Source organism: Limnobaculum zhutongyuii, assembly GCF_004295645.1.
Taxonomy (GTDB): Bacteria; Pseudomonadota; Gammaproteobacteria; order Enterobacterales; family Enterobacteriaceae; genus Limnobaculum; species Limnobaculum zhutongyuii.
Genome location: NZ_CP034752.1, coordinates 521303 through 542223 on the forward strand (window position 1 = coordinate 521303; position 20921 = coordinate 542223).

A 20921-nucleotide genomic window follows, 5' to 3' on the forward strand; every position below is an offset into this window, starting at 1 on the left:
ATACTCATTGAAATGGACTTTTAATTTGAGCTAGACAAACTCGTATTTCAACCGCATACCGCATGAATTAAACGATATCAACTTTTGGCATAAAACGGTCAAACTGAAAAGTCGTCAGGTCTGCAATGAACGAGAAGCTGACTAGTATCCCGAGATTAAGGCTGTAGTGTCATAATGAATATTTTATAAGCAAATACGCCATTGACAGTGAGGGAGCAGATCAAGGCCAATTAATTTATATTTAAACAATGTCTTGATTTGATATCTTCTTTAAGTAACATTTTTGCTTATCCCTCCTTCTATAGATGAAAATTCAGATGAAAAGAATTGATTTCGCACGTAATGACAAAGACCTCTATCCCGTGTTGCAACAGGCCTCCTCTGATGAAAAAGCTTTCCTAGCTGAAATTATTGCAGGTAAACACTCTTCCAACATAGATAAAAACGAACGTGATGCTCTGAAGCTGGCTATCGAATTACAAAGTATGGGTGGTGATAGTTTGATGAACTTGTTTCGTCAGCGTGGAGTCGGTTACCGTGAGATTGTTGCCGATGTTGCCGGTAAAGTTGGTGTAAAAATTGACTTGCAAGGCGACATCATAAAGATAGAAGAATTGATCGCTGAAAAAGTGATTGAGGGCTATAAGGAAAAACTTTCAGAAAAAGAACGAGATGAGTTTGAAAAGGTACTTCGGGAATGTTTTGAAGACCAGAATCTGGCAATGGACGCAAAAAATGCTGCTGCTCGTAGTCTAATAGGAATAACACCAATTCTGTTGGCTGTCGGTGGTTTGATACTACAGCGTGGAGCGGTTGTAGCGATCCCTGTAGCTGGCCAATTCCTCGGGGTGCTCACAGGAGTTGCTAGTGTTGCTCTGGCCTTCACAGGGACGGCTTACAGCGTGACCATTCCTTCAGTATTAATTGTTGGTAGTATTCGTTCTCGTTTGATAGCCGAAAATTTTTCAGCACAGGTGGAACTATGAATATATCAATACTTCTTGAACGCACATTGCCGCTTTCCAAAGATATTCTTGATCGTATAGCATCTGGTGAGTTAAAGGTTTTCGGCGGTACAATTCGTGATCAAGCGGGCAGAATTGTCAAACATTTGATTTTCCCACAAGGTGGGCAAAATAATCAGAGTAATAATCTGGATAAACTTTCCCAGCAAATCAATACGACGCTTAATCAGTCACATACAGAGATTATGGGCCAGCTAGCTAATCAGACGGCTATTCTGGCTGCTGTCAATATCATGACTGCACATAGCACTAATGAAACGCTCGGAAAAAAACTTGAAGAGATAAGTGATAAAATTGACCATCTGGATAAAAAATTAGCAGAGGTACATGATGAAATCATTCTTAGTAAACTCATTAAATTCAGTGAGATAAAAAGCTTATCGTTTGCGTCCATTGACGAAGCATTATATGCAAACAAGGTACAGAAAGATCCTCAATTTATCCGATTACATATCATCCCCCTTAGAAATACTTTTAACTCTCTTCATACAATTTTGATGGATATGTTGAGTGAATTCAGTAATAAGAAATTTATTGATGGTATTCATTTTTTAATGTTGATTACAGACCTTAAAAATAAAACTTCATTTGTACTAGGGCAGACACACATTCGTCTCGGCGAGGATGATATTGCTCAAGGATATTTTGACCGAAATACAGATTCAAACCTTGCTTTACGTTCTCGACTGGAGTCATTGAAGAAAACTGGAGCGTTCAGTCCCCATGTAATAAGTGAAGAGACACTGCTCATTTTAAAAACTGATGTTGAAAATTTTAAAACTCTAGAGATTCAGTCCCAGCTTCTATCAATTCAAAACAAACTATCTCTTGAACTTAAATTACCACATTATGAGTTATTGAATAATTCTTTCGATACGATTCAGATGCTTGATCCTATTCCCATGGAACGCTAAGAACTAACCATAGAATGTAGTATCCCTACCGAGGTAGGATCTGTCCATTACTAGATTGATCCTACTTTATATTCAAACCGTCTATGGAGTGTTAATAAGAAATTTAAACATCCCCTTAACAACATTTTGTCATGCTTGTATTAAAAAGAAGTATGTATGTTTACTCGGGGATAGCCTTTCAGACCCACTAATTAATCTCCATGACATAACGAATCAATTCCTCATCATCCCCCATACTGAATAAGCTGTATCTATCGCAGACTTAATTCCACATTAAGTGGTTCATAATCCATCTCACTGCCAAGCCGTACGACAGTTAATGACTGTATCCCTTTACCCGAAGGGTGCCACATTACACAGGCAACCAATCCATCATCAAGATAAAATGATTGCCTTAAATCCTCTTTTCGAATGTCGGTGGCATCATCGCCAAGCTTTGATTCAATACTTTGGTGTGTTTCTTCTTTTGGCGTCAGGCCAAAAGGGGCGGACGCCTTCCAGCAGGTATGGTCACTGGACATAAAGGAAAACTCGACGCTTTTTAAAAACCAGCGTGCAACATCACCCGTATCACTGTAAACGGCGTGAGGATGCGAAAACACCAATATCAGACCTGCTACTGAGATCTCAACATGGTGTTCCTTTTCCAGTTTTTCCGGCAATAACGAGAATGGCGACAGGGTAAAGTGCCGCTCAAGCGCTGTCGCCCACAGCGCAATATCTCGTTTGCCTACTTTGGCACATATTGCATCGGCAAGTGTAGGATGGGACGCAGTAAGAGAATGTTCTGATGTTAAATCACTCATCATCATCCTCTTCAGGTCGCCCGGTGAATTTGATCAGCAGCTCACAAACGCCAGTGGTAAAACAATAGCGCCAAGCGGAGTATTCACACATCAGCAGCAGATAATCTCCACAGATATCAATAGACCAGCATTCGGTCAGAATACTTTCGTCAACTTTGTTCAGGTCTTGAGCAATATCTGGTGTCACAATGCTTTCATTTTGATACTGAAACAGGCCATCAGAGGTGCCTAGATAAATTTTGTCGCGGTATGACTTGATATAGTTGATTACCATTAAGTCTTCAGGTGTACTGACATCACGAAAATGCACTCCGTCTTGACTCATCAGAAGATGGCCTTCCAGCCCTCCTGTCAGCACCCGACCATCGTCGCCGACGAACAACGAACTAAGGGTATTGGTTTCAGGGATAGCCAGCCGTTTCCAGCTTTCCCCATCATAGTTGAAGAGAACGCCATCTTTACTCTTTGGGGTATTTACACTGCCGCAAGCATAGATATTATTTTGTCGGTTTCCATTTATTGACCACAGTCGCCGAAAATCTGTATATTTGAATCGCTCAGACTGATTCCATTCCAAAGTAGCGGTCATTGAATCAACACCGTCTGTTTTTTCCCTTTTATCACAGTACTCATCCATTTTAATGATGAGGTCGAGCGTAGAGAATTTTTCGCTTATAGCCTCGTGAATGGCCATCCATTGTTTCTTTGCGGTTCTCTTATAAACAACGGCTCCATCTCCGCAGCCATAAAGAACATCATCTATAACAGCCAACGAGTTAATCTCATTTCCCGATGGCACATCCTTTATTTTTTCTTTATATACGCTACCGCGCTGGATAAAAAATATTTCACAGTCGGAAGAGAGTACGCACAAACCATCAAAATTCTCCTGCAAGTTTTTATATCTGACCACAGCCTCAACTGTCGCTTTAATTATTTGGGACTCCAAAAGAGGCTTGGACTTATCGCCGTTCCAGATGTTTACCTCAGTGTGCTTTTGTCCATATTCCAACTCACCATCGCGAGATAACAAATAAATTGTCTTGTCATCCGCAATGCATCCGCCTGCCAACTGAATGTATTTATCAACAATCATTACTGATATCCTAATTTTGCATAACTATAGAAAATTAACGCGCCAGAGTTCCGAGAACTTTAATGGCCTCAGTTGAAGGAAGGCGATGAGTGGAACGAAGGAGAGTATCGCCATCAATACCAAAGAATTGGGCTTCTACTGCTGCTGTAACTTGAATTGCGCATTCTGGTTTAACAATACCCACTGCACCAGTGCTAAGTCTTTTTACTGTAGATAACTTAACCGTTCCGGGAACCTTGGAAAGCGCTCCTGCAGCTTTTATGGCACCATCCGCCTTATGCACTTCTTTATGTTCATTGAAACCCTTACCTTCTTTTTTGTTCAGGCAAATACACATTCCCTCCTTCAGCGTAGGAAGGCTGGGTTTGGTCTGTATCCTTTTGGTTGAATCTAGTCGGGTACCATAACGTAGTGTGTAATCGGGAATGATATGATGCGCGTCATTACCCGGTGGACATTTTAACGAATTATATGGGCCAATCAGACAAGGGCCATCTTTATCGCCTTTACCTTTAGATTTTCCGCCGCTGTTTGCGTCCTGCGCTTTCTTTGTCGTTTTGTCCGCAGCCTCTTCTGTCACATTTTTTACTGTTTTTTGTGTGCTGTTTTCAGCAATCTCTTTGGTGGCTTTTATCCCAAGTTTCGTACCTGTTGAAGCCCAGCCAGCAAAAGGGATCATTGCTCCAACCGATAAGCCCGCATTGACGTAGTCTCCCTTTATTCCATAAATAATCGCATTCAAGCCATCGGCAATTTCGCCAAAGCCAGGGACCAACCCCACCACATCAAGGCCGGTCTGAAAATAATCCAACCAGCTACTTTCTTCTTCAGGTGTTTCTGGCGATACCGCAGGGTTCGCTTCCTCAGCCTTGTTTCCCATCATAGGCGGCTGGCCTACGATTTTACCGACCGTATTCCCTTCGCTCATGAGTTACTTCCCATTCATCCAGAACTCATCACCGTGACGCAGTATATGGCGTTTACCCGCCTTGACCGTATCGCTGTGTTTTTTGGGGTGACACTTCCCGCCCACCGTCCCGCTGTCCAGACCATTGGCCACACCGGCCTGATCACCGATGGTCGTAGGGATATAACTCTGATTAAGGACAACCAACGGCTTGCCGTTGACTTTAACCGATGGAACCACCTGCGCTGCAGCATTCAGTTCCGCGATGACTGGATACGGCACTGGCGGTGTCGCTGACCCCATCGGTGTTTTGCAAACATCAGGCAGGATACTGACTACTTTCCATACCCCATCCTTTCTTGCCATGTAGTTATCGGCCATTACTATATCTTCCTTGCTTTTTGGGGGTGAAAGTTTTGCAAGCAAACGAGCAGGATCAACTTCATAGCGCAACTCCATCACCCGCACGGGCCTCTCTACGGGCAGTACATAGCGGTAGCTGACGGAAACCGTTAAGTTATCCGCATCAATCAGCAGTGTATCGAGAAACATTGTTTGCGGGATGACTTCTCCGCTAGACATGCGCAACAAGATAAAAGTCATGTGGTTAGGCAATTCACAGACCAGCTCGCCTTCCGGGGTTAGATTTGTGAGTGTCAGCGTGAGATTGGCTGGGGGAAATGCGATCTGCTGGTCTTGTGGTGCACTATTCCAGTAACCAAAGTCAAAATCGTCCGGTAAATAGGGGTGGCGCTCTTTCAGCCAGATATCGTCATAGGTGCCCGCTTTCGCTAGTCTGGGCTGCCAGGTGCGGCCAACAATCCCCAACCCCGCTGGCTGATAAACAGGCAACGACAGGTCAGCCTTACCCTGCAACAGGGTTGTGAAATTCTGTGCGGAATAGGGAGCTTGTGGTGTGACAATGCGCGGTGCGGCCACCTTATCCAGACGAAGTGCGTTCAGATACCAACCCTCAACATATCCTCGTCCCAGCGGGTTTCCCTGAAAAGCGGTGTGCGCCACCGGGATGTTTTCCTGGTCGGGATGGTCTTTTTGCTGCATTTCGGTTAAGCGGTTTGACTGCTCGACCCTATTCGCCGCTTTGTCCCCCTGAGCAATCCGGCATTCACCGCCGAAAGCGTAGCGGTAATCCAGCGGTAAAGAAGTAAACGGTTCTGGTTTACTCAACTTCCACGTTCCCTTCACCCGGCCCGGCAAGACCGGATAAAAATAACGTTCTCCCGTCACCAGCAGCGTTTTTTCCAATAAAATATTCATATCCGGCGCGTCAAGGCGCACCGATACTGGAAACTGCGGGCAGGCAACACCGCCCGGTGCATAAGCGGTGCCGTTGATAATGACATCGCAGCGGGGTTTCAGGGGTGCCAGATCACTTTCCTGTACTACTTGAGAGATATTCATCTCGCCACGGTATTCATCCTGTATACATAAAGGAATCGCAGCATCATCCATCACAACCGCCTGCCAGACCCCATCTAATTGCTGATGCAGTCGGTAGCCAACTTTGGCAACGACAACGTGAAATTCATCTCTTGCCTGATTGAGCATGAAATAGTTGAGCGATGAAAACGGCGTCAGATTGCGAAATTCCATATCGTTCTCCTTAGTTCAAGTCGATATCCTTGCCATTAATCTGCACCGGGCCGCTGGCGCTAAACAGAAATTCTGTCCCTGTGATAGTGACCTTACCGCCCTTATCCATTCTTATCGTGCTCTTGCCACATGTCAGTTCCAGTACGTTTCCAGCATCGATTTTTACATTATCGCCACTACTGACATTGAAATTCTGACTAATATCGATGCGTTTATTTTGCCCCACCTGCTCGCTCTGACTCAGCGCAACCGATGTATTCATCGCCGCGCCAACCGATATCTGATACAACCCGCCAACAGTCAATGCTTTGGCCGCGCCAATGGTTTCAGCCTTGGCAATCAGTACCGTCTCTGCCTGATTGCCCTGTACGGTTAAAACATCATTACCACCGACTGTGGCTTTGCGATTGGCACCAATGTTATCTGTCTGGTTACTGCCGATGGAAGATGTTTGATTGATACCGATGGTATTGGTTTGGTTGTTACCAATAGTCCAGCTTTGATCCACGCCAATACTGGAGCTCTGGTTGTTGCCTATCGTATTTGTCTGGTCATTACCTACATCCAATGTTTGGCCGACACCAATAGCATGAGCCTGGTTATTCCCCACATTCAGCTTCTGGTCGACACCAACTACCATGGTCTGGTTGTTATCAACGTTCTCATTGTGATCGTTGATAACGTGGGTTCCTTTATTATTCAGAACGTCGGTATTCATATCTTTCTGGGCATGCATATAGAACTCTTCCTGCCCGGCTTCATCTTCTAAACCAATCTCATTAAAACCCTGTCCTTTATGGGTTTGAGAACGAATAGTCATCCGGGTCTTTTTCGCCGGAAGCTTAACCGGCGTGGCGTTTTTACCGTTGTAGACGGTACCCACAATAATCGGTTGATCGATATCGCCATTCAGGTAAGAGATAACCACTTCCTGACCAATACGCGGGATGGCCATAAAGCCAAATCCATCGCCATTCCACGCCTGCCCTGCACGAACCCAGAGCGAAGCGTTTTCATCCCCGGCGTCATACTGATTCCAGTGAAAATGAACTTTTACCTCACCATGTTCATTCACATAAATCTCTTCACCAGCAGGCCCGACAACGGTCGCGGTTTCATTACCATGTACGGTTGGTTTAGGGATGAATGGTGCACGCCAGTCCACTGAACCGGGAATAAAAGAAAAATGATTAGTGATAGCAGCAGCTCTGTCACTATCGTGCGATTCGTCGGCGACAGACTGGGGCAAACTTCCCCGATGGGTAATGCGAACAATTTGCCAGCTACTGTTCATTGACTGAGAGGGATGCTCTGAAATAGTGAAAATCTTTCCGGGCATCATTTGAATACAGTTACTTTCTGCTGCACCCGATAAACTGTCAGCCTGGTAAGCTTCCAGACGATATCTGGCATATTGCTGTGCAACGCTATCATCGTCATAACGGGCGTATCCTTCATACATGGTGTACTGAGGACGCGATCCGGTGTTCTTAGCTTTAGCACTTAGCCCGACATCAGGATGGGTATACTTATAATCTTTAAGATGTACCGCGTTAGGCTGCATCTTTGCCCCATACTCAAGGCTATGGATCACCGACTCCCGATTCGCGCTCTGAATATGTGCGTTATACAGTAAGCTTTCACCACCTGTCATACCGACACGGCTATCGCTATAAAACATCTGATTTTCTTCAAACCAGAAGACGATTCCTTCTTCTGCCGCCAGGCGGCAAAAAAAGTCATAATCGGTTTCATTACGCTGGGTGGTGTATTCCCACTGTTTATGAGTATCTATCAGCTTAGATTCAGCACGAACATGATGCTTTTGCAACAATTCTTCAAGGATTGCCGGAATTGCCTTTTGATGAAAGATTCGATTGTCCTGCGTCAGGGTTAATAGCCATAACTCAGGCCGGATAAGGAAGGTATAATGTGTTCGCTTAAATCCACTATTACCCCGATATGCCTGGGATACAATCCCATTGATGGTTCGCTTAACAATACCATCCGTCTTAATGGTCAACGACGCTTTTTGCAGTAGTAAGGCATCTAAATCAATATCAGCATCACTACTTGCCACTTTAACTTGTAGGGTAAATAAGGTCGAAAGCGCTTCTTCAAGGGTGAAATCAACAACATCAAGGACTGACTCAGATAGTCCGCCTATCTCACATGCGAAATACAATCCTTTTTCCATACCCAACATCCTTATTTGTCATGGATTCATAACCAACTATTTATAGTGTGTATTCAATAGGAAAGAGAGGGAAATTGCAGCTGGTAATATTACTAGTAATTATAAATTTGATAGGTAAATCAATGAGGTTAAACTATTAGGTTGCTATTATTCTTATAAGTGACCACAAAAATGTAACAGTATTCTTGCCGTTTATATCCATAAGGCAGGGCTCTTAGATAAGCGGAGATTAGTAATGCAATGGTAGGCGGATTATTTAGATGAGAATCTGGTGAAGGGAGTTAGTCTATTTGGGTTTAGTAAATTGACTAAAACAACGAACTAAATTTTATCCAACTATAGAGTCAGGAGTGTCTGCCATGGAGATCCAAATCATGGGAAAAATGAAAGTAGTAGTACGAATGACCATCAGAGTACTCAGTTTCTATTGAGACAAGCAGTTACTAACTCGCTAGAATATGCCCATCAATTCACGTTATAAAGCCAGATAAATGATTGGTCAAAACATCCATACTACAATCGTATCCTCGAATTACGATCTACTTACGGAAACCAACTCAGCCCTTTTGAGATTGTGTGACCAATCTAGCTCGTTGGTACTAATCGTCAACTCAACTGAGCAAGCTATATGGCCTTCTCAGCAGTCAGAAGAGATAACATTGCTCGAGCTATCTGAAAAGCTATGTGAACACCTGCTACCGCTATCACGTAGTGATCGATCTCGTAATGCACCAAATATCCTCACTCAAATGCTAAATTGCATAGTGTCTGAAGTAGTGTGGATTGACAGGATTCAAACTCTATTTGAACCATCTTTGGAATTAGATCCTTTGCGTCAACTACAAGAGCTGGCGCGTATCAAGCCTATCATTGCCATCTGGCCAGGGCAGATTACAGAACAATTTTTAACCTTTTCAGTTCCGGGAAGGGCCGACTATCAATCTTACACAGCGAATGAGCTGGCAAATCTGCCCATCATTCACTTTGTCGAGCAGAGGGAATATAAATGAAAAAGTACGGAGAGCTCATTCAGTTTGAGCCCGTCACAACTATTATTAAACTCAAAGAGTCTGCTGAACAGCACAAAGCTCAGCAGTTGGTGGCGTCTTATGTTATCTCAGAAAAGATGGCACTAAAGCTGGCGGACATCATTATTCCACAGTTGCAGTTTGAAGAATCAGTTGATAACAAATCTCTCTGGGTTGTTGGTAACTACGGCTCAGGTAAATCACATCTGATGTCGGTGGTCTCGGCAGTTGCTGAGTTTCCAGAACTTGCAAAATTTATAACTAACGACAAGGTTCGCCACGCTGCGGGTAAAATTGCCGGAAAATTTAAAGTTATCCGATTTGAAGTTGGTGCTAGCAAAAAAGCCTTTGCTGATATCGTCACAGACAACTTGACGTCCAGCTTGGCGGAGATGGGGATCGATTACCAATTTCCCTCAATGGATGAAATTTCATCCAATCATAAGCCCTACTTTGAAGAGATGATGGCGTTATTTCATCAACGTTATCCAGAACAAGGTTTGCTTTTGATTTGCGATGAAATCCTCGACTACCTCCGCTCTCGTAATCAGCAGCAACTGCCGTTAGATATGGCGATGATGCGCGTTATGGGAGAAGTGATTGATGGCACACGCTTCCGATTTATTTGTGGCGTTCAGGAAGCCATTTTCGACAGCACTCAGCTCGCTTTTGCAACGCAGGAAGTCAAACGCATTCGTGATCGTGCAGAGCAGGTACCGATCACACGTGACGATATCAAATATGTGGTTGCTGAACGTCTACTCAAAAAAAATGCCCTGCAGTTGCACTGGATCCGTGAATATCTGCAACAATTCACGCCTTGTTTTGATCGCATGAATGAACGGCTTGACGAATTTGTTCGGATGTTTCCTGTTCATCCTGACTACATCAATACTTTCGAGCGAGTGCATGGCGCAGGCATCGAACAACGCCAGGTATTGCGTAGCCTCTCACGGCAAATGCAAGCTTTAATGGAGCAGCAAGTCCCCTTTAATAAGCCGGGCGTATTTTCATATGACACCTACTGGGATGAACTCAGAAGTGATCCCAGCGCTAAGACCAACCCTGATGTCGGTCAGGTCATTGATGTCGGTGAAACTCTGTTTACTCGTATTGACCAAGCCTATCCAACCGCAAACGAAGTAGACTTTGCCAAACGCCTTGTAGCCGGTTTGGCAATCCATCGTTTGACTGTTGGCGATGTTTATAACGAGATGGGAGCAACCGCCGCTGAGTTGCGTGATTCACTCTGCCTCTATCTGCCAGGTATCGAGCAGTTGTCTGGCGAAAAGAGTAAAAACCTTGAAACTCAGATTGTTGCTGTATTGAATAAGATCCGAAAAACCGTCAATGGTCAGTTCTTTTCAAAGAACAAGGCAAACGATCAGTTCTTTTTAGATTTGAAAAAGACTGAAGACTTTGATGCTTATATCGAAAACAAGATTCCCTTGCTTACGGATGATAGTCGTAACGGAGCCTATCGTGAAGCTATGCTGCAGATCCTAGAAGAAACTGATATGCAGCAACCTAATGTTCAAATGTGGCGGCACGAGCTAAAATGGTTGGATCGCAATGTTAATCGTCCTGGTTGGATGTTCCTTGGTTCACCTAATGAGCGAGAAACTGCCAAGCCACCGCTCGACTATTACATGTACTTTATACCGCCCTACAATCCACCTAAGCAGAAAAAAGAGTTCATCCGCAGCGATGAAGTGCTGTTTATACTGCAAAATGCTGACTCTGATTTTGATCGCAGCCTGAACTACTATGCAGCAGCTATCGATTTGCATGCTTCTGCTACAGGTAACGCCAAGAATGTCTACAAACTTAAGGCGGATGGTTATCTGAGAGAAATGCAGACTTGGCTAAAAGGCCATTTCAAAGATGCCTACATTGCTCAATACAATGGGCAAAGCAAGCCGATGATGGACTGGCTCAAAGGGACTTCTGTTCGCAACATTTCTGGACTCGGCGAGAGTCAAATTGGCAGTCTCAAGGATATTTTTGAATCCGTTGCCAGTCATATCTTGGCTAATCACTTTGTTTCATTAGCACCCGAGTATCCTACTTTTAGTCAGTGGATCACCTATGAAAACATAGAGAGCGCAGCCAAAGATGCGTTAAGCGTTGTATCTGGTGGCGCTGCGACCAAGAGAGCCAATGCCGTCCTTGACGCACTTGAATTACTGGATGGCGATAAAATTTCTCCGCTACAATCACACTATGCCCAAGCGGTTTTAGTTGTTTTGCAAAGCAAGCCACAAGGCCAGGTGGTTAACCAGGCAGAACTGTTGGAGGCCATCAATTCACGACTCTATTTTAAACCAGAAAGCTTTCGACTAGAACCGGAATGGCTGCTAGTCCTGATCGCCTGTTTGGTTTATAGCGGCGAGCTTGAATTAGTAGTAGTCGGCCATACCCTGACTGCCAGTGATGCCGTCAAATTCAAATCCATTTCATTTGATGTACTGAAAGACTTTAAACATATCCAATCGCCCAAGGATTTTAATGTCACCGCATTAAAAGCCCTACTCACTTTGTTGGACATGAATGACGGCTTAGCTACCACGATCCAGCAAGGTGACGAGAGCATCGTACGTGAAATGTTAAAGCGCACAGAATTGCTGATTAACGAACTAGTCAAGGGGCAGCAGAGTGTCAAAGAACGTTTGCCGTTATGGGGACAATTAGTTCTGGAAGAAAGTGAAGAGCAAACGCTGTCAACACAACTAGCTGAGCTTAAAAACTTTTTGGAAACAATCCAGCGCTATGACAAACCAGGTAAGCTGAAAAACCTCAAGGTGACGGCTTCAGAAATTGCCTGTTTCCACCAAATGCTTCACGCATGGCGTAATTTTGTGCAACTCAAGGCGGCAGTTAACGATCTGACCCCATTATGCACTTACCTCAAAGAGGCTCAGTTGGTACTGCCAGAGCAGCACATATGGCAAGAACAAGTGAAATTGGCTCGAGATGGGCTAAGACAAGGTTTTGCGGATCCATCATTACGATGTGATGAGAACTTCAAAGCAACGCAGATCGCTATTCTGTCTGGGCTAAAAACGGATTATGCGAAGTACTATATTGAACTCTATATTCGGGCTCGTCTCGACAGCAGTGAAGAGAAAACTAAATCCAAACTGCTAAGCGACGATCGTCTTGCAGAATTGGATATATTGAGTGGCATCACCTTGCTCCCTGCCCAACAGTTAGTTGATTGGCGTAAAGAGGTAGCACAATTACAAGCGGCTAAGCCTATTGATCCCAACCAACTGGCGATGAATGCCAATCCGGTAGAATTCAATGCTCGTCAAGAAAGCAGCAAGGCTCCGGCCAGTGAGCAATTAAAAAATCTGGAACAACGATTAGACAGTTTACAAAGCGATTGGCTTAGTAATCTGAATAGCCTGCTCGATGATCCGTTTATTAATCTCGGGCTGCTCAAACCCAATCAAACACAGTTAATTCGCGATTTTATTCAGGACGGTCAGCTCCCTGAGTCACTTGATGCAACCTTTATACAAGCGGTAAACCAAGTACTAGCAGGGTTGGAAGAGTTAAGAATTAACTCGGTCGAACTTATTAATGCCCTGGGAAAAGGCCTTCCCCTGAGTCGTGACGAAGTAGCTGAGCGCTTTAATCGGCTGCTCGACAAGCTTTGTCAGGGTAAGGACATCAATAAAGTTCGTATCATTATCGATTAATATCGACTTGCGGGTAGAACATAGTTCATATCCGCCATAGGAAGCATTATGCAACAAGACAGCTTATTCTCCAACGAGAACTCATTACAGGAACAGAAAGTAGGTCAAGTGACCTGCTTGGGAAAAACTTTCGATAACGATCAAGTTCGTCGAGAATATTTTTTGGCTTTGCTAGCGGAAAAACTTAAAGACCCAGAATTTCGCAAAATAGAAGGATTTCCCATCGGTAGTGATGAGAACATTTTGAACCTAAGTGATCCACCGTTTTACACGGCCTGCCCTAACCCATGGATAGAGGACATTGTTGCAGAATGGGAATCAAAAAGCCTATTCAGAGAAGAAAAATATCATAGGGAGCCATTTGTCGCAGATGTTAGCGAAGGTAAGCAAGAACCTATTTACAATGCCCATTCTTATCATACTAAAGTCCCCCATAAAGCAATAATGAGATATTTTCTTCATTACACTGAACCTGGTGATATTGTCCTCGATGGGTTTAGCGGCTCAGGCATGGCCGGGGTGGCAGCACAGATGTGCGCCAGTCAAGAAGAAATTAGAAAACTAGGCTACATCGTCGATACTCAAGATGGTTCGGTTAGTTCTGACGGAGTTGTTTTCAGCCATGTTGGCGCTAGAAAATGTATTTTAAATGACCTTTCCCCTTCCGCCAACAATATTGCTTTTGGAAGCAACAGTCCAATTGATGTCACTCGTTTGCACAAAATTGCAAATAGCATTTTATCTTCGGCCAAGGAGAAGTATTCATGGATGTTCAAGACTAACGATCCTGAAACTGGAAATACTGTCGATGTCAAATACTATGTATGGAGTGAGGTGCTACAGTGTAGTAGCTGCTCTAACGATGTTGTTTTTTCTGACAATGCACTATCCGAGGATTACTCGAAAGTTTCTGATAACTTTCAATGTAAACACTGTGGAGTGACTCTCAACAAGAAAGATTTAATACCTGTCTACGAAAAATACATTGACCAATATAGTAAAAAAATGCTTGAAAGACCAAAAAGAGTCATGACTCTAGTGTGTTTTTCAAGAAAACGAAGAAATATCATTAAAAAACCTGATGAGCACGATCTAAATATTATCAATGAAGTCATGAAGTTAAGTGAGAGCATTTACTTCCCTAGTAATGAAATCCCCGACATGCAAATGATGCGAGTAGGGAGGATGAAACCATCAAAAATTAGTCAAATCAATCATTTCTATTATGATAAAATAAGAATAATCTTGTCTTATTTATGGCAAGAAGCTAACTCCATTGATGACTTTGGAATAAGAGAAGCCCTATGTTATTGGCTAGATTCTCATTTCGTAAATTTATCTTTAAGGAATAGGTTTAGGCCGGGAGTTTCGTTTCCTTATAATCCAATGGCGGGGGTTTTTTATGTGCCAATGATGAGTTCGGAAGCAAATCCTTTTATTGCATATGAAAATAAGCTAGAGAGAATACTAACAGCATTCAATTCTATCGAAAAATGCAAAGATAACTTTGTGATAAGCTGTGGTTCAGCTAGCAATCTAAAAATACGCAACAATACAATAGATTATATTTTTACAGATCCTCCATTCGGTGAGAATATTTACTATTCTGATCTAAATTTCTTCATAGAGGCATGGAGAGGTGTTTTCACGAATGTGGAAAAAGAAGCCATTATTGACCGAGTTAAAGGAAAAGACCTAATCACCTATATAAATATAATGTGTGATAGTTTTAAAGAATATTTCAGAGTATTGAAACCGGGGAAATGGATAACAGTGGAATTTTCTAATACACAGTCATCTGTTTGGAATGGAATTCAAACTGCATTATCTAATGCTGGCTTTATTGTTGCTGGTGTTTCTATACTAGACAAAATAACTAATACATTCCAAGCCGTCAACACAACAACAGCGGTAAAACAAGACCTTGTTATCTCCGCTTATAAACCAAATTCAGATTTTGAACAACGTTTCAAAGCTGAGCTTAATACCCCGGATGGCGTTTGGGATTTCATTTTCACACACTTGAATTACTTACCTGTAACAAAGCAGCAAAATGGTACACTAGTTTATATTTCAGAAAGGGATCCGAGGATTCTCTATGATCAACTTGTCGCATATTACGTTAGAAGTGGCCACCCTGTGCCAATGTCTAGTATAGAGTTCCAAACGTCTATAGAACAACGGCTTGTTATACAAGATGGAATGGTATTTTTACCTGAACAATCCGCAGAATACGCCAGAAAGAAGATTTTGGCAAAAGAACTCATTCAAGCATCTTTATTTGTTAAAGATGAAGCAACAGCTATTAGTTGGTTAACTCAATTACTTAAGAGAAAACCTTCAGTTTTTTCAGATGTGAACCCACTATTTATGCAGCAACTAGGAGGATGGAGTAAAAATGAGATTGTTCTGGATCTGCGTGAACTTTTAACACAAAACTTTCTCTGCTATGACGGGCAAGACGAAGTGCCTGATCAAATTCATAGCTATCTATCCAGCAACTGGAAAGAACTTAGAAACCTGCCGAAAAACGATCCCGCACTAATTGCCAAGGCCAAAGATCGATGGTACCTACCAGATCCAAACAAAGCTAGTGATTTAGAAAGGCTACGTGAAAAATCGTTGCTAAAAGAGTTTGAAGAGTACAGGGACACCAAGAAAAAACTAAAAGTCTTCCGCATCGAAGCAGTGCGGGCTGGCTTTAAGATGTTATGGGAACGGCAGGAGTATCCTGCTTTAATCGCCGTAGCCGATAAATTACCAAACAGCATATTGGAAGAAGACCCAGTGTTATTGATGTATTTCGACCAAGCAGTTACCTTGAGTCAAGTCGATACCGATAACGAATGGTGATAAACGATGTGGCAAGTAGGGGACTGGGCCTGGAGTCAGGCCCATCAACAATATGTCAAAGTGATTGAAGCTGCTGGTCTCTGGGGCCAGCAGTTTTATCACATCTGGTTGCAACAACAAGATGTAGTACTCAAGGTATTAGGCTCCGATCTCTGCAACCAACCAGCACAGACCATCGTGACGGCTGATGCGTTATGCTACTTGGCCACGGCAGCCAAAATTGCCAACGTCCAGCAGGAAGATACCCTACTGGCACCAATAGAATCGAATGTCATTCCTTTGCCGCACCAGCTTAAGGCGCTCACTAAGGCGATGAGCAAAAAACAGGTGCGTTATCTGTTTGCGGATGAAGTAGGCCTGGGCAAAACCATCGAGGCGGGGCTAGTCATGCGTGAATTGAAGTTGCGCGGGCTGGCAAAGCGAATTCTAGTTTGTGCACCGAAAGGGTTGGTTAGTCAATGGGTAAATGAAATGCAAACTCACTTTAACGAGTCATTCCAATTGATACTGCCCGGTGAACAAAAACCACAGAATGAACATGACAATATCTGGTCACGTTATGATCAGGTTGTCTGCCCTGTCGACAGTATCAAGCCAATTGAAAGCCGCAAAGGCTGGTCACAAAAACAACTAAATGAGTACAACAAACTGCGTTTTGATGACCTGTTAGCCGCAGGTTGGGACCTTATCGTCATTGATGAAGCCCATCGGCTCGGTGGAAGCACCGACCAGGTCGCCCGCTACAAGCTAGGCCAAGGTTTGGCCGAGGCTGCTCCCTATTTATTGTTGTTATCAGCCACACCACATCAAGGTAAAAGTGATGCTTTCCACCGTTTGATGGCACTGCTCGATGCCGAAGCCTTTCCAGATGTAAGCTCGGTCTCACAAGAGCGGGTCCAGCCATTTGTGGTGCGTACTGAAAAACGGATCGCCATCGATGGCGAAGGTAAGCCACTTTTTTGTCCTCGGCAAACAGAAATGGTTGCCGTTGCCTGGCAAGCCCAGCATGGATTACAGCGTCACCTCTATGAAGAGGTGACTGAGTACATTAAAGAAGGCTACAACCAGGCGCAAGCCAAACAACAAAATGCCATTGGCTTTTTGATGATACTAATGCAGCGTTTGGTGAGTTCTAGTAGTGCGGCCATCTCACGAACCCTCGCCCGTCGGCTAAAAGTACTAGAAAATAAGTGGGTAGAAGAAGAACTACCTTTGGCGTTTGCCGATGAGTGGGCGGATCTGGATGGTCAAACCCAGCTGGACGAATTATTAGCTCAGTGCCAAACATCGTTGGAGAATGAAAAAAATGAAGTGCGTCGCTTGCTAGCGTTATCGGAGCAATGTGTAAGTGCCGAAAATGATGCCAAAGCCGAAGCCTTGTTCGATTGGCTCTACCGCCTACAGCAAGAAGAGGGAGATCCATACCTGAAGATGCTGGTGTTTACAGAGTTTGTGCCGACCCAAGAAATGTTGGCGCAGTTCTTTGTTGAACGAGGCATCAGTGTCGTTAGTCTCAACGGCTCAATGGATCTGTCAGAGCGTAAAAAGGTACAAGCTGCCTTCGCCAGTGATACTCGCATTCTGATTTCAACCGATGCCGGCGGAGAAGGTCTAAACCTTCAGTTCTGCCATGTGATTGTTAATTACGATATGCCCTGGAATCCGATGCGCATGGAACAACGTATTGGCCGCGTCGATCGTATCGGACAACAGCATATCGTTCGCGCACTGAACTTTGTGCTCGAAGATACCGTTGAGCACAGAGTTCGCGAAGTGCTCGAAGCGAAGTTACAGATTATCCTCGACGAGTTTGGCGTTGATAAGACCAGCGATGTATTGGATTCCTCTGCTGCTAATCATCTGTTTGATGAGTTGTTTATCACATCTATCACTGATCCTGCTTTAATGGATCAGGAGTTAGCTAAAGCCCTGGTCACCTTAAGAGACGGTGCAGTGGACAAGCGGCAACAGGATGCACTGTTTGGTGGCGGAGATCCCTTATCTACTGAGGACTATCGACAAGCCTTGAACCACCCACTACCCTATTGGGTACAGAGCATGGTCGCTAGTTACTTGCGCTGGCAACGTAGTATGCAGCATACAGCTGATTTTACTGGCGAAAATGATGGCAGCCATACTCTAACTTGGCCAGATGGTGCAACATGGAGTGGAATAACCTTTATTGGAAAAATCGCCCAGCAACAGCCAAGTTTCACGCATCTAACGCTCGAAAACCCCAAGATAAAAGGGCTGTGTAGTCAATTACCTGTCTGGAGTGAAGCACAACCCATCCCCAGTGTTGCTGTTAAGTCACTACCAGCCGGAGCGAATGGTTATTGGGCATTATGGAGTATCCGCCTTGTGGCTGGCCATGAGCGACGCTGCCAATATATGCCAGTCTATATCAAGCCCAACGGTCAATATTACGCAACAGCATCCCAAAGAGTCTGGGATGCTGTCTGTAGTAAAGAATTTGAGATTTTACCTCAAGACTTAGCAGTCGAGTCTTCTTTACATCAGTCGATCTATGCCCTTATGCATAAGGTGGCACAAGAGGAAGGAAAAGCTATCTTCGAAAGCATGTTGACAGCCAATCAAACCGATTTAGATAACCAATTTGAAAAAGGTGAATACTCATTTAATGCAAGAAAAAAAGCAATAGAACGAGTTGGATTACCAGAGGTTCGCCAATTTCGCTTGCGTCAATTAAGTAGTGAATATGCTCTGTGGCTCGAGGATATAGATAAAAAACGCAGAGTGTTTCCTGACATGGTTTTACACACCATTATTGAAATTAAAGGATGAATATGACCTGGCAGGATGACGTTATTCATAAAGTAAATTTGGATGGATCTTTTAGTTACATCATAAACGATCCAGATGGACTACTATACGAGCCTGTTATAGCAACCTCACTTCAAGAAAAAAATGCGCTCATAGTTGATGATGATGACCCATTAGCATTACGTCTGGCATATGAGACATGGCGTAGTAGTGAGAATAAAACACCTTTCCTGATTCGACTGGCGGCAGAGCGTGATATTTTTATACCTCATGATATCCAACGTGAGTCAAAAGAGATTGATTTTCATCTATCAGAATTTTTCCAGGATATTGATTCAGATATACTAAGATTACTACCAGCTGTGTTTTATCAGTCAGTCATGGATGCACTGAAGTCATTTTCACCGGGTAGGCTTAGCCCACAATCCAGTCTAGATTTCTTATTGCGCCATATATACAGAATTGCACCTGAGATAATCCAATCCAGTGCGGACCTTGTTAGGTTATTGATTAGGAAGCATTATATTGGCATTGAAATGCCTGTTCAAATTGAAAAGAGACTTATTCATCTACTGAGTTTAGTGCCAATTTTTAGCCTATGGGATTTCAATCAACTGATTTCCAATAAAGCTTATTTTTTTGATTTTCTTCAAAAGCAATGGGAAATATATTTGCAAGATGAAGAAAAGAATTCTATTTCCATCGCATCTCAGCGTAACACTCAACTAATTGTTCCTTTTGCTGATAGTGATGTTCGCGTTTTCATTGATAATCTGTTTGCTGAAGGCATTATAAAACCAGTGGCGATAAAAAACTTACCTCCTGAACACTGGGCATCATTTGCTGTACTAAAAGAACCAAAAATAACAGAAAAAGAACGAATACTACACCTACTTAATAATGCCAAAAAAGTATTCAACCAATACTCAGATGAAAGTGCAAATGCAGATTTCTGGCTTGAGCAGTCACGTTCACTTGGTATCATGAACGCCCTTTTTTATCAAAATAAAAAATTGCCTGCAGTTGAAGTTTTGTTTGATGACATTAAAAATATTAACACTGATGTAGATGAATTATTTCAACATTGGTTACTAATAAACTATGCGAAAATACAAACCATACCAACTGTTCGTTATCCATCTATGTTGCATAAAGTTCCTGACTGGATATCACGCAGGATAGATTCTGGTAATAAAATTTGTTTGCTTGTTTTAGATGGTATGGGGGCTCGCCAATGGCCATTATTACGTAAGCAATTGCAAATATGCGAAAATATTTCAATAGAAGAGCATTCTTGTTTTGCTTGGGTGCCGACGATAACGTCAATTTCACGGCAAACCTTGTTCTCAGGGAAGCGTCCATTTTTGTTTGGCGAATCTTTACTTACTACAAATAAAGAAGAACAACTATGGCTTAATTATTGGATGGATAAAGGCTTAAATAAACGAGAAATTAAGTATGCAAAGAAAATTGAGAACTATTCAGTCGATGAATGGCAATCACTAGTTGGGTCACTACCAGTTAAAATTGCCGGTTTAGTCATAAATTTTATCGATGAACAGATGCACGGCATGAAAATGGGAATGGCTGGATTAAATGTAGTAGTTGATAGCTGGCTGGCCGAATGGAAATTCAAAGATAAAATTTCAGACCTACTGGAGAATGGGTTTGAAGTTATAATTACTTCAGACCATGGTAACCAAGAGGCTATCGGTATGGGATATATCAATGAAGGGGTAAAAGCTGAGACTCGGGGAGAACGAGTACGAATTTATAATGACCCCAGTTTGCGAGACAGCTCTGCTGCAAGCTATCAAGATTTTGTGATAGTATGGCCCGGTCCTGAGATGGGGCTACCAAAAGGGACATACCCTTTGCTAGCCTGCTCTGATAAAGCCTTTAAAAGTAAAGGTGATGTTGTTGTAGGGCATGGGGGAATCAGCCTCCATGAAGCAATAGTGCCTTTCATTATTGTTAACAAAAAGTAGTTAGT

The 20921-nt window shown here is 43.2% G+C and carries 12 protein-coding genes; 7 read left to right on the forward strand and 5 right to left on the reverse strand.

Annotated features, from left to right (window positions below; translation table 11 throughout):
* The first annotated feature begins 317 nt into the window (after window positions 1-317).
* On the forward strand, window positions 318-986 hold the full coding sequence (locus tag EKN56_RS01960; protein WP_130590268.1) for a hypothetical protein: 669 nt from the start codon (window positions 318-320) through the stop codon (window positions 984-986).
* Window positions 983-1939 carry a hypothetical protein gene (locus EKN56_RS01965; RefSeq protein WP_130590269.1) on the forward strand — a complete coding sequence of 319 codons (957 nt, stop codon included), beginning with the start codon at window positions 983-985 and terminating at the stop codon, window positions 1937-1939. The genes EKN56_RS01960 and EKN56_RS01965 overlap by 4 nt, the downstream gene beginning before the upstream one ends.
* A gap of 251 nt (window positions 1940-2190) precedes the next feature.
* Here EKN56_RS01965 and EKN56_RS01970 read toward each other — a convergent pair whose 3' ends face one another.
* Genes EKN56_RS01970 through EKN56_RS01995 form a run of 5 tightly spaced genes read right to left on the reverse strand, consistent with a single transcriptional unit; the run spans window position 2191 to window position 8559 of the window.
* Window positions 2191-2751, reverse strand: coding sequence for a hypothetical protein (locus tag EKN56_RS01970; RefSeq protein WP_130590270.1), 561 nt, complete (start codon window positions 2749-2751; stop codon window positions 2191-2193).
* Window positions 2738-3841 (reverse strand): beta propeller repeat protein, encoded by a 1104-nt coding sequence (locus tag EKN56_RS01975; RefSeq protein ID WP_130590271.1) that lies wholly within the window; start codon window positions 3839-3841, stop codon window positions 2738-2740. The genes EKN56_RS01970 and EKN56_RS01975 overlap by 14 nt, the downstream gene beginning before the upstream one ends.
* A gap of 34 nt (window positions 3842-3875) precedes the next feature.
* Window positions 3876-4769 carry a hypothetical protein gene (locus EKN56_RS01980; protein ID WP_130590272.1) on the reverse strand — a complete coding sequence of 298 codons (894 nt, stop codon included), beginning with the start codon at window positions 4767-4769 and terminating at the stop codon, window positions 3876-3878.
* Between the two features lie 3 nt (window positions 4770-4772).
* Window positions 4773-6362, reverse strand: a complete 1590-nt coding sequence (locus EKN56_RS01990; protein WP_246019934.1) for a DUF2169 domain-containing protein — start codon at window positions 6360-6362, stop codon at window positions 4773-4775.
* Window positions 6363-6372: 10 nt separating this feature from the next.
* Entirely contained in the window at window positions 6373-8559 is a 2187-nt protein-coding gene (locus tag EKN56_RS01995; protein WP_168189578.1) for a type VI secretion system Vgr family protein, read from the reverse strand.
* A 491-nt stretch (window positions 8560-9050) separates the two neighbouring features.
* Between EKN56_RS01995 and brxF the strand changes: the two genes are divergently transcribed.
* From brxF to pglZ, 5 genes are read left to right on the forward strand one after another with little or no spacing between them, the layout of a single operon-like run.
* The gene (gene brxF, locus EKN56_RS02000) at window positions 9051-9569 is read left to right on the forward strand and encodes a BREX-3 system P-loop-containing protein BrxF (RefSeq protein ID WP_130590274.1); all 519 of its coding nucleotides are present in this window, start codon (window positions 9051-9053) and stop codon (window positions 9567-9569) included.
* Window positions 9566-13291 carry a DUF6079 family protein gene (locus tag EKN56_RS02005; RefSeq protein ID WP_130590275.1) on the forward strand — a complete coding sequence of 1242 codons (3726 nt, stop codon included), beginning with the start codon at window positions 9566-9568 and terminating at the stop codon, window positions 13289-13291. Before brxF ends, EKN56_RS02005 begins: the two co-directional genes overlap by 4 nt.
* A gap of 48 nt (window positions 13292-13339) precedes the next feature.
* Complete coding sequence (locus EKN56_RS02010) at window positions 13340-16144, forward strand: DNA methyltransferase (RefSeq protein ID WP_130590276.1); 2805 nt, start codon at window positions 13340-13342, stop codon at window positions 16142-16144.
* A gap of 6 nt (window positions 16145-16150) precedes the next feature.
* Entirely contained in the window at window positions 16151-18949 is a 2799-nt protein-coding gene (locus EKN56_RS02015; protein WP_130590277.1) for a DEAD/DEAH box helicase, read from the forward strand.
* A 2-nt stretch (window positions 18950-18951) separates the two neighbouring features.
* Window positions 18952-20916, forward strand: coding sequence for a BREX-3 system phosphatase PglZ (pglZ, locus tag EKN56_RS02020; protein ID WP_168189579.1), 1965 nt, complete (start codon window positions 18952-18954; stop codon window positions 20914-20916).
* The last annotated feature ends 5 nt before the right edge of the window (window positions 20917-20921 follow it).

What these genes read in the sequence shown, in the direction of transcription:
- EKN56_RS01960 (WP_130590268.1), top strand. Translation starts at nt 318, where the DNA reads ATGAAAAGAATTGATTTCGCACGTAATGACAAAGACCTCTATCCCGTG.
- EKN56_RS01965 (WP_130590269.1), top strand. Translation starts at nt 983, where the DNA reads ATGAATATATCAATACTTCTTGAACGCACATTGCCGCTTTCCAAAGAT.
- EKN56_RS01970 (WP_130590270.1), bottom strand. Translation starts at nt 2,751, where the DNA reads ATGATGATGAGTGATTTAACATCAGAACATTCTCTTACTGCGTCCCAT.
- EKN56_RS01975 (WP_130590271.1), bottom strand. Translation starts at nt 3,841, where the DNA reads ATGATTGTTGATAAATACATTCAGTTGGCAGGCGGATGCATTGCGGAT.
- EKN56_RS01980 (WP_130590272.1), bottom strand. Translation starts at nt 4,769, where the DNA reads ATGAGCGAAGGGAATACGGTCGGTAAAATCGTAGGCCAGCCGCCTATG.
- EKN56_RS01990 (WP_246019934.1), bottom strand. Translation starts at nt 6,362, where the DNA reads ATGGAATTTCGCAATCTGACGCCGTTTTCATCGCTCAACTATTTCATG.
- EKN56_RS01995 (WP_168189578.1), bottom strand. Translation starts at nt 8,559, where the DNA reads ATGGAAAAAGGATTGTATTTCGCATGTGAGATAGGCGGACTATCTGAG.
- brxF (WP_130590274.1), top strand. Translation starts at nt 9,051, where the DNA reads ATGATTGGTCAAAACATCCATACTACAATCGTATCCTCGAATTACGAT.
- EKN56_RS02005 (WP_130590275.1), top strand. Translation starts at nt 9,566, where the DNA reads ATGAAAAAGTACGGAGAGCTCATTCAGTTTGAGCCCGTCACAACTATT.
- EKN56_RS02010 (WP_130590276.1), top strand. Translation starts at nt 13,340, where the DNA reads ATGCAACAAGACAGCTTATTCTCCAACGAGAACTCATTACAGGAACAG.
- EKN56_RS02015 (WP_130590277.1), top strand. Translation starts at nt 16,151, where the DNA reads ATGTGGCAAGTAGGGGACTGGGCCTGGAGTCAGGCCCATCAACAATAT.
- pglZ (WP_168189579.1), top strand. Translation starts at nt 18,952, where the DNA reads ATGACCTGGCAGGATGACGTTATTCATAAAGTAAATTTGGATGGATCT.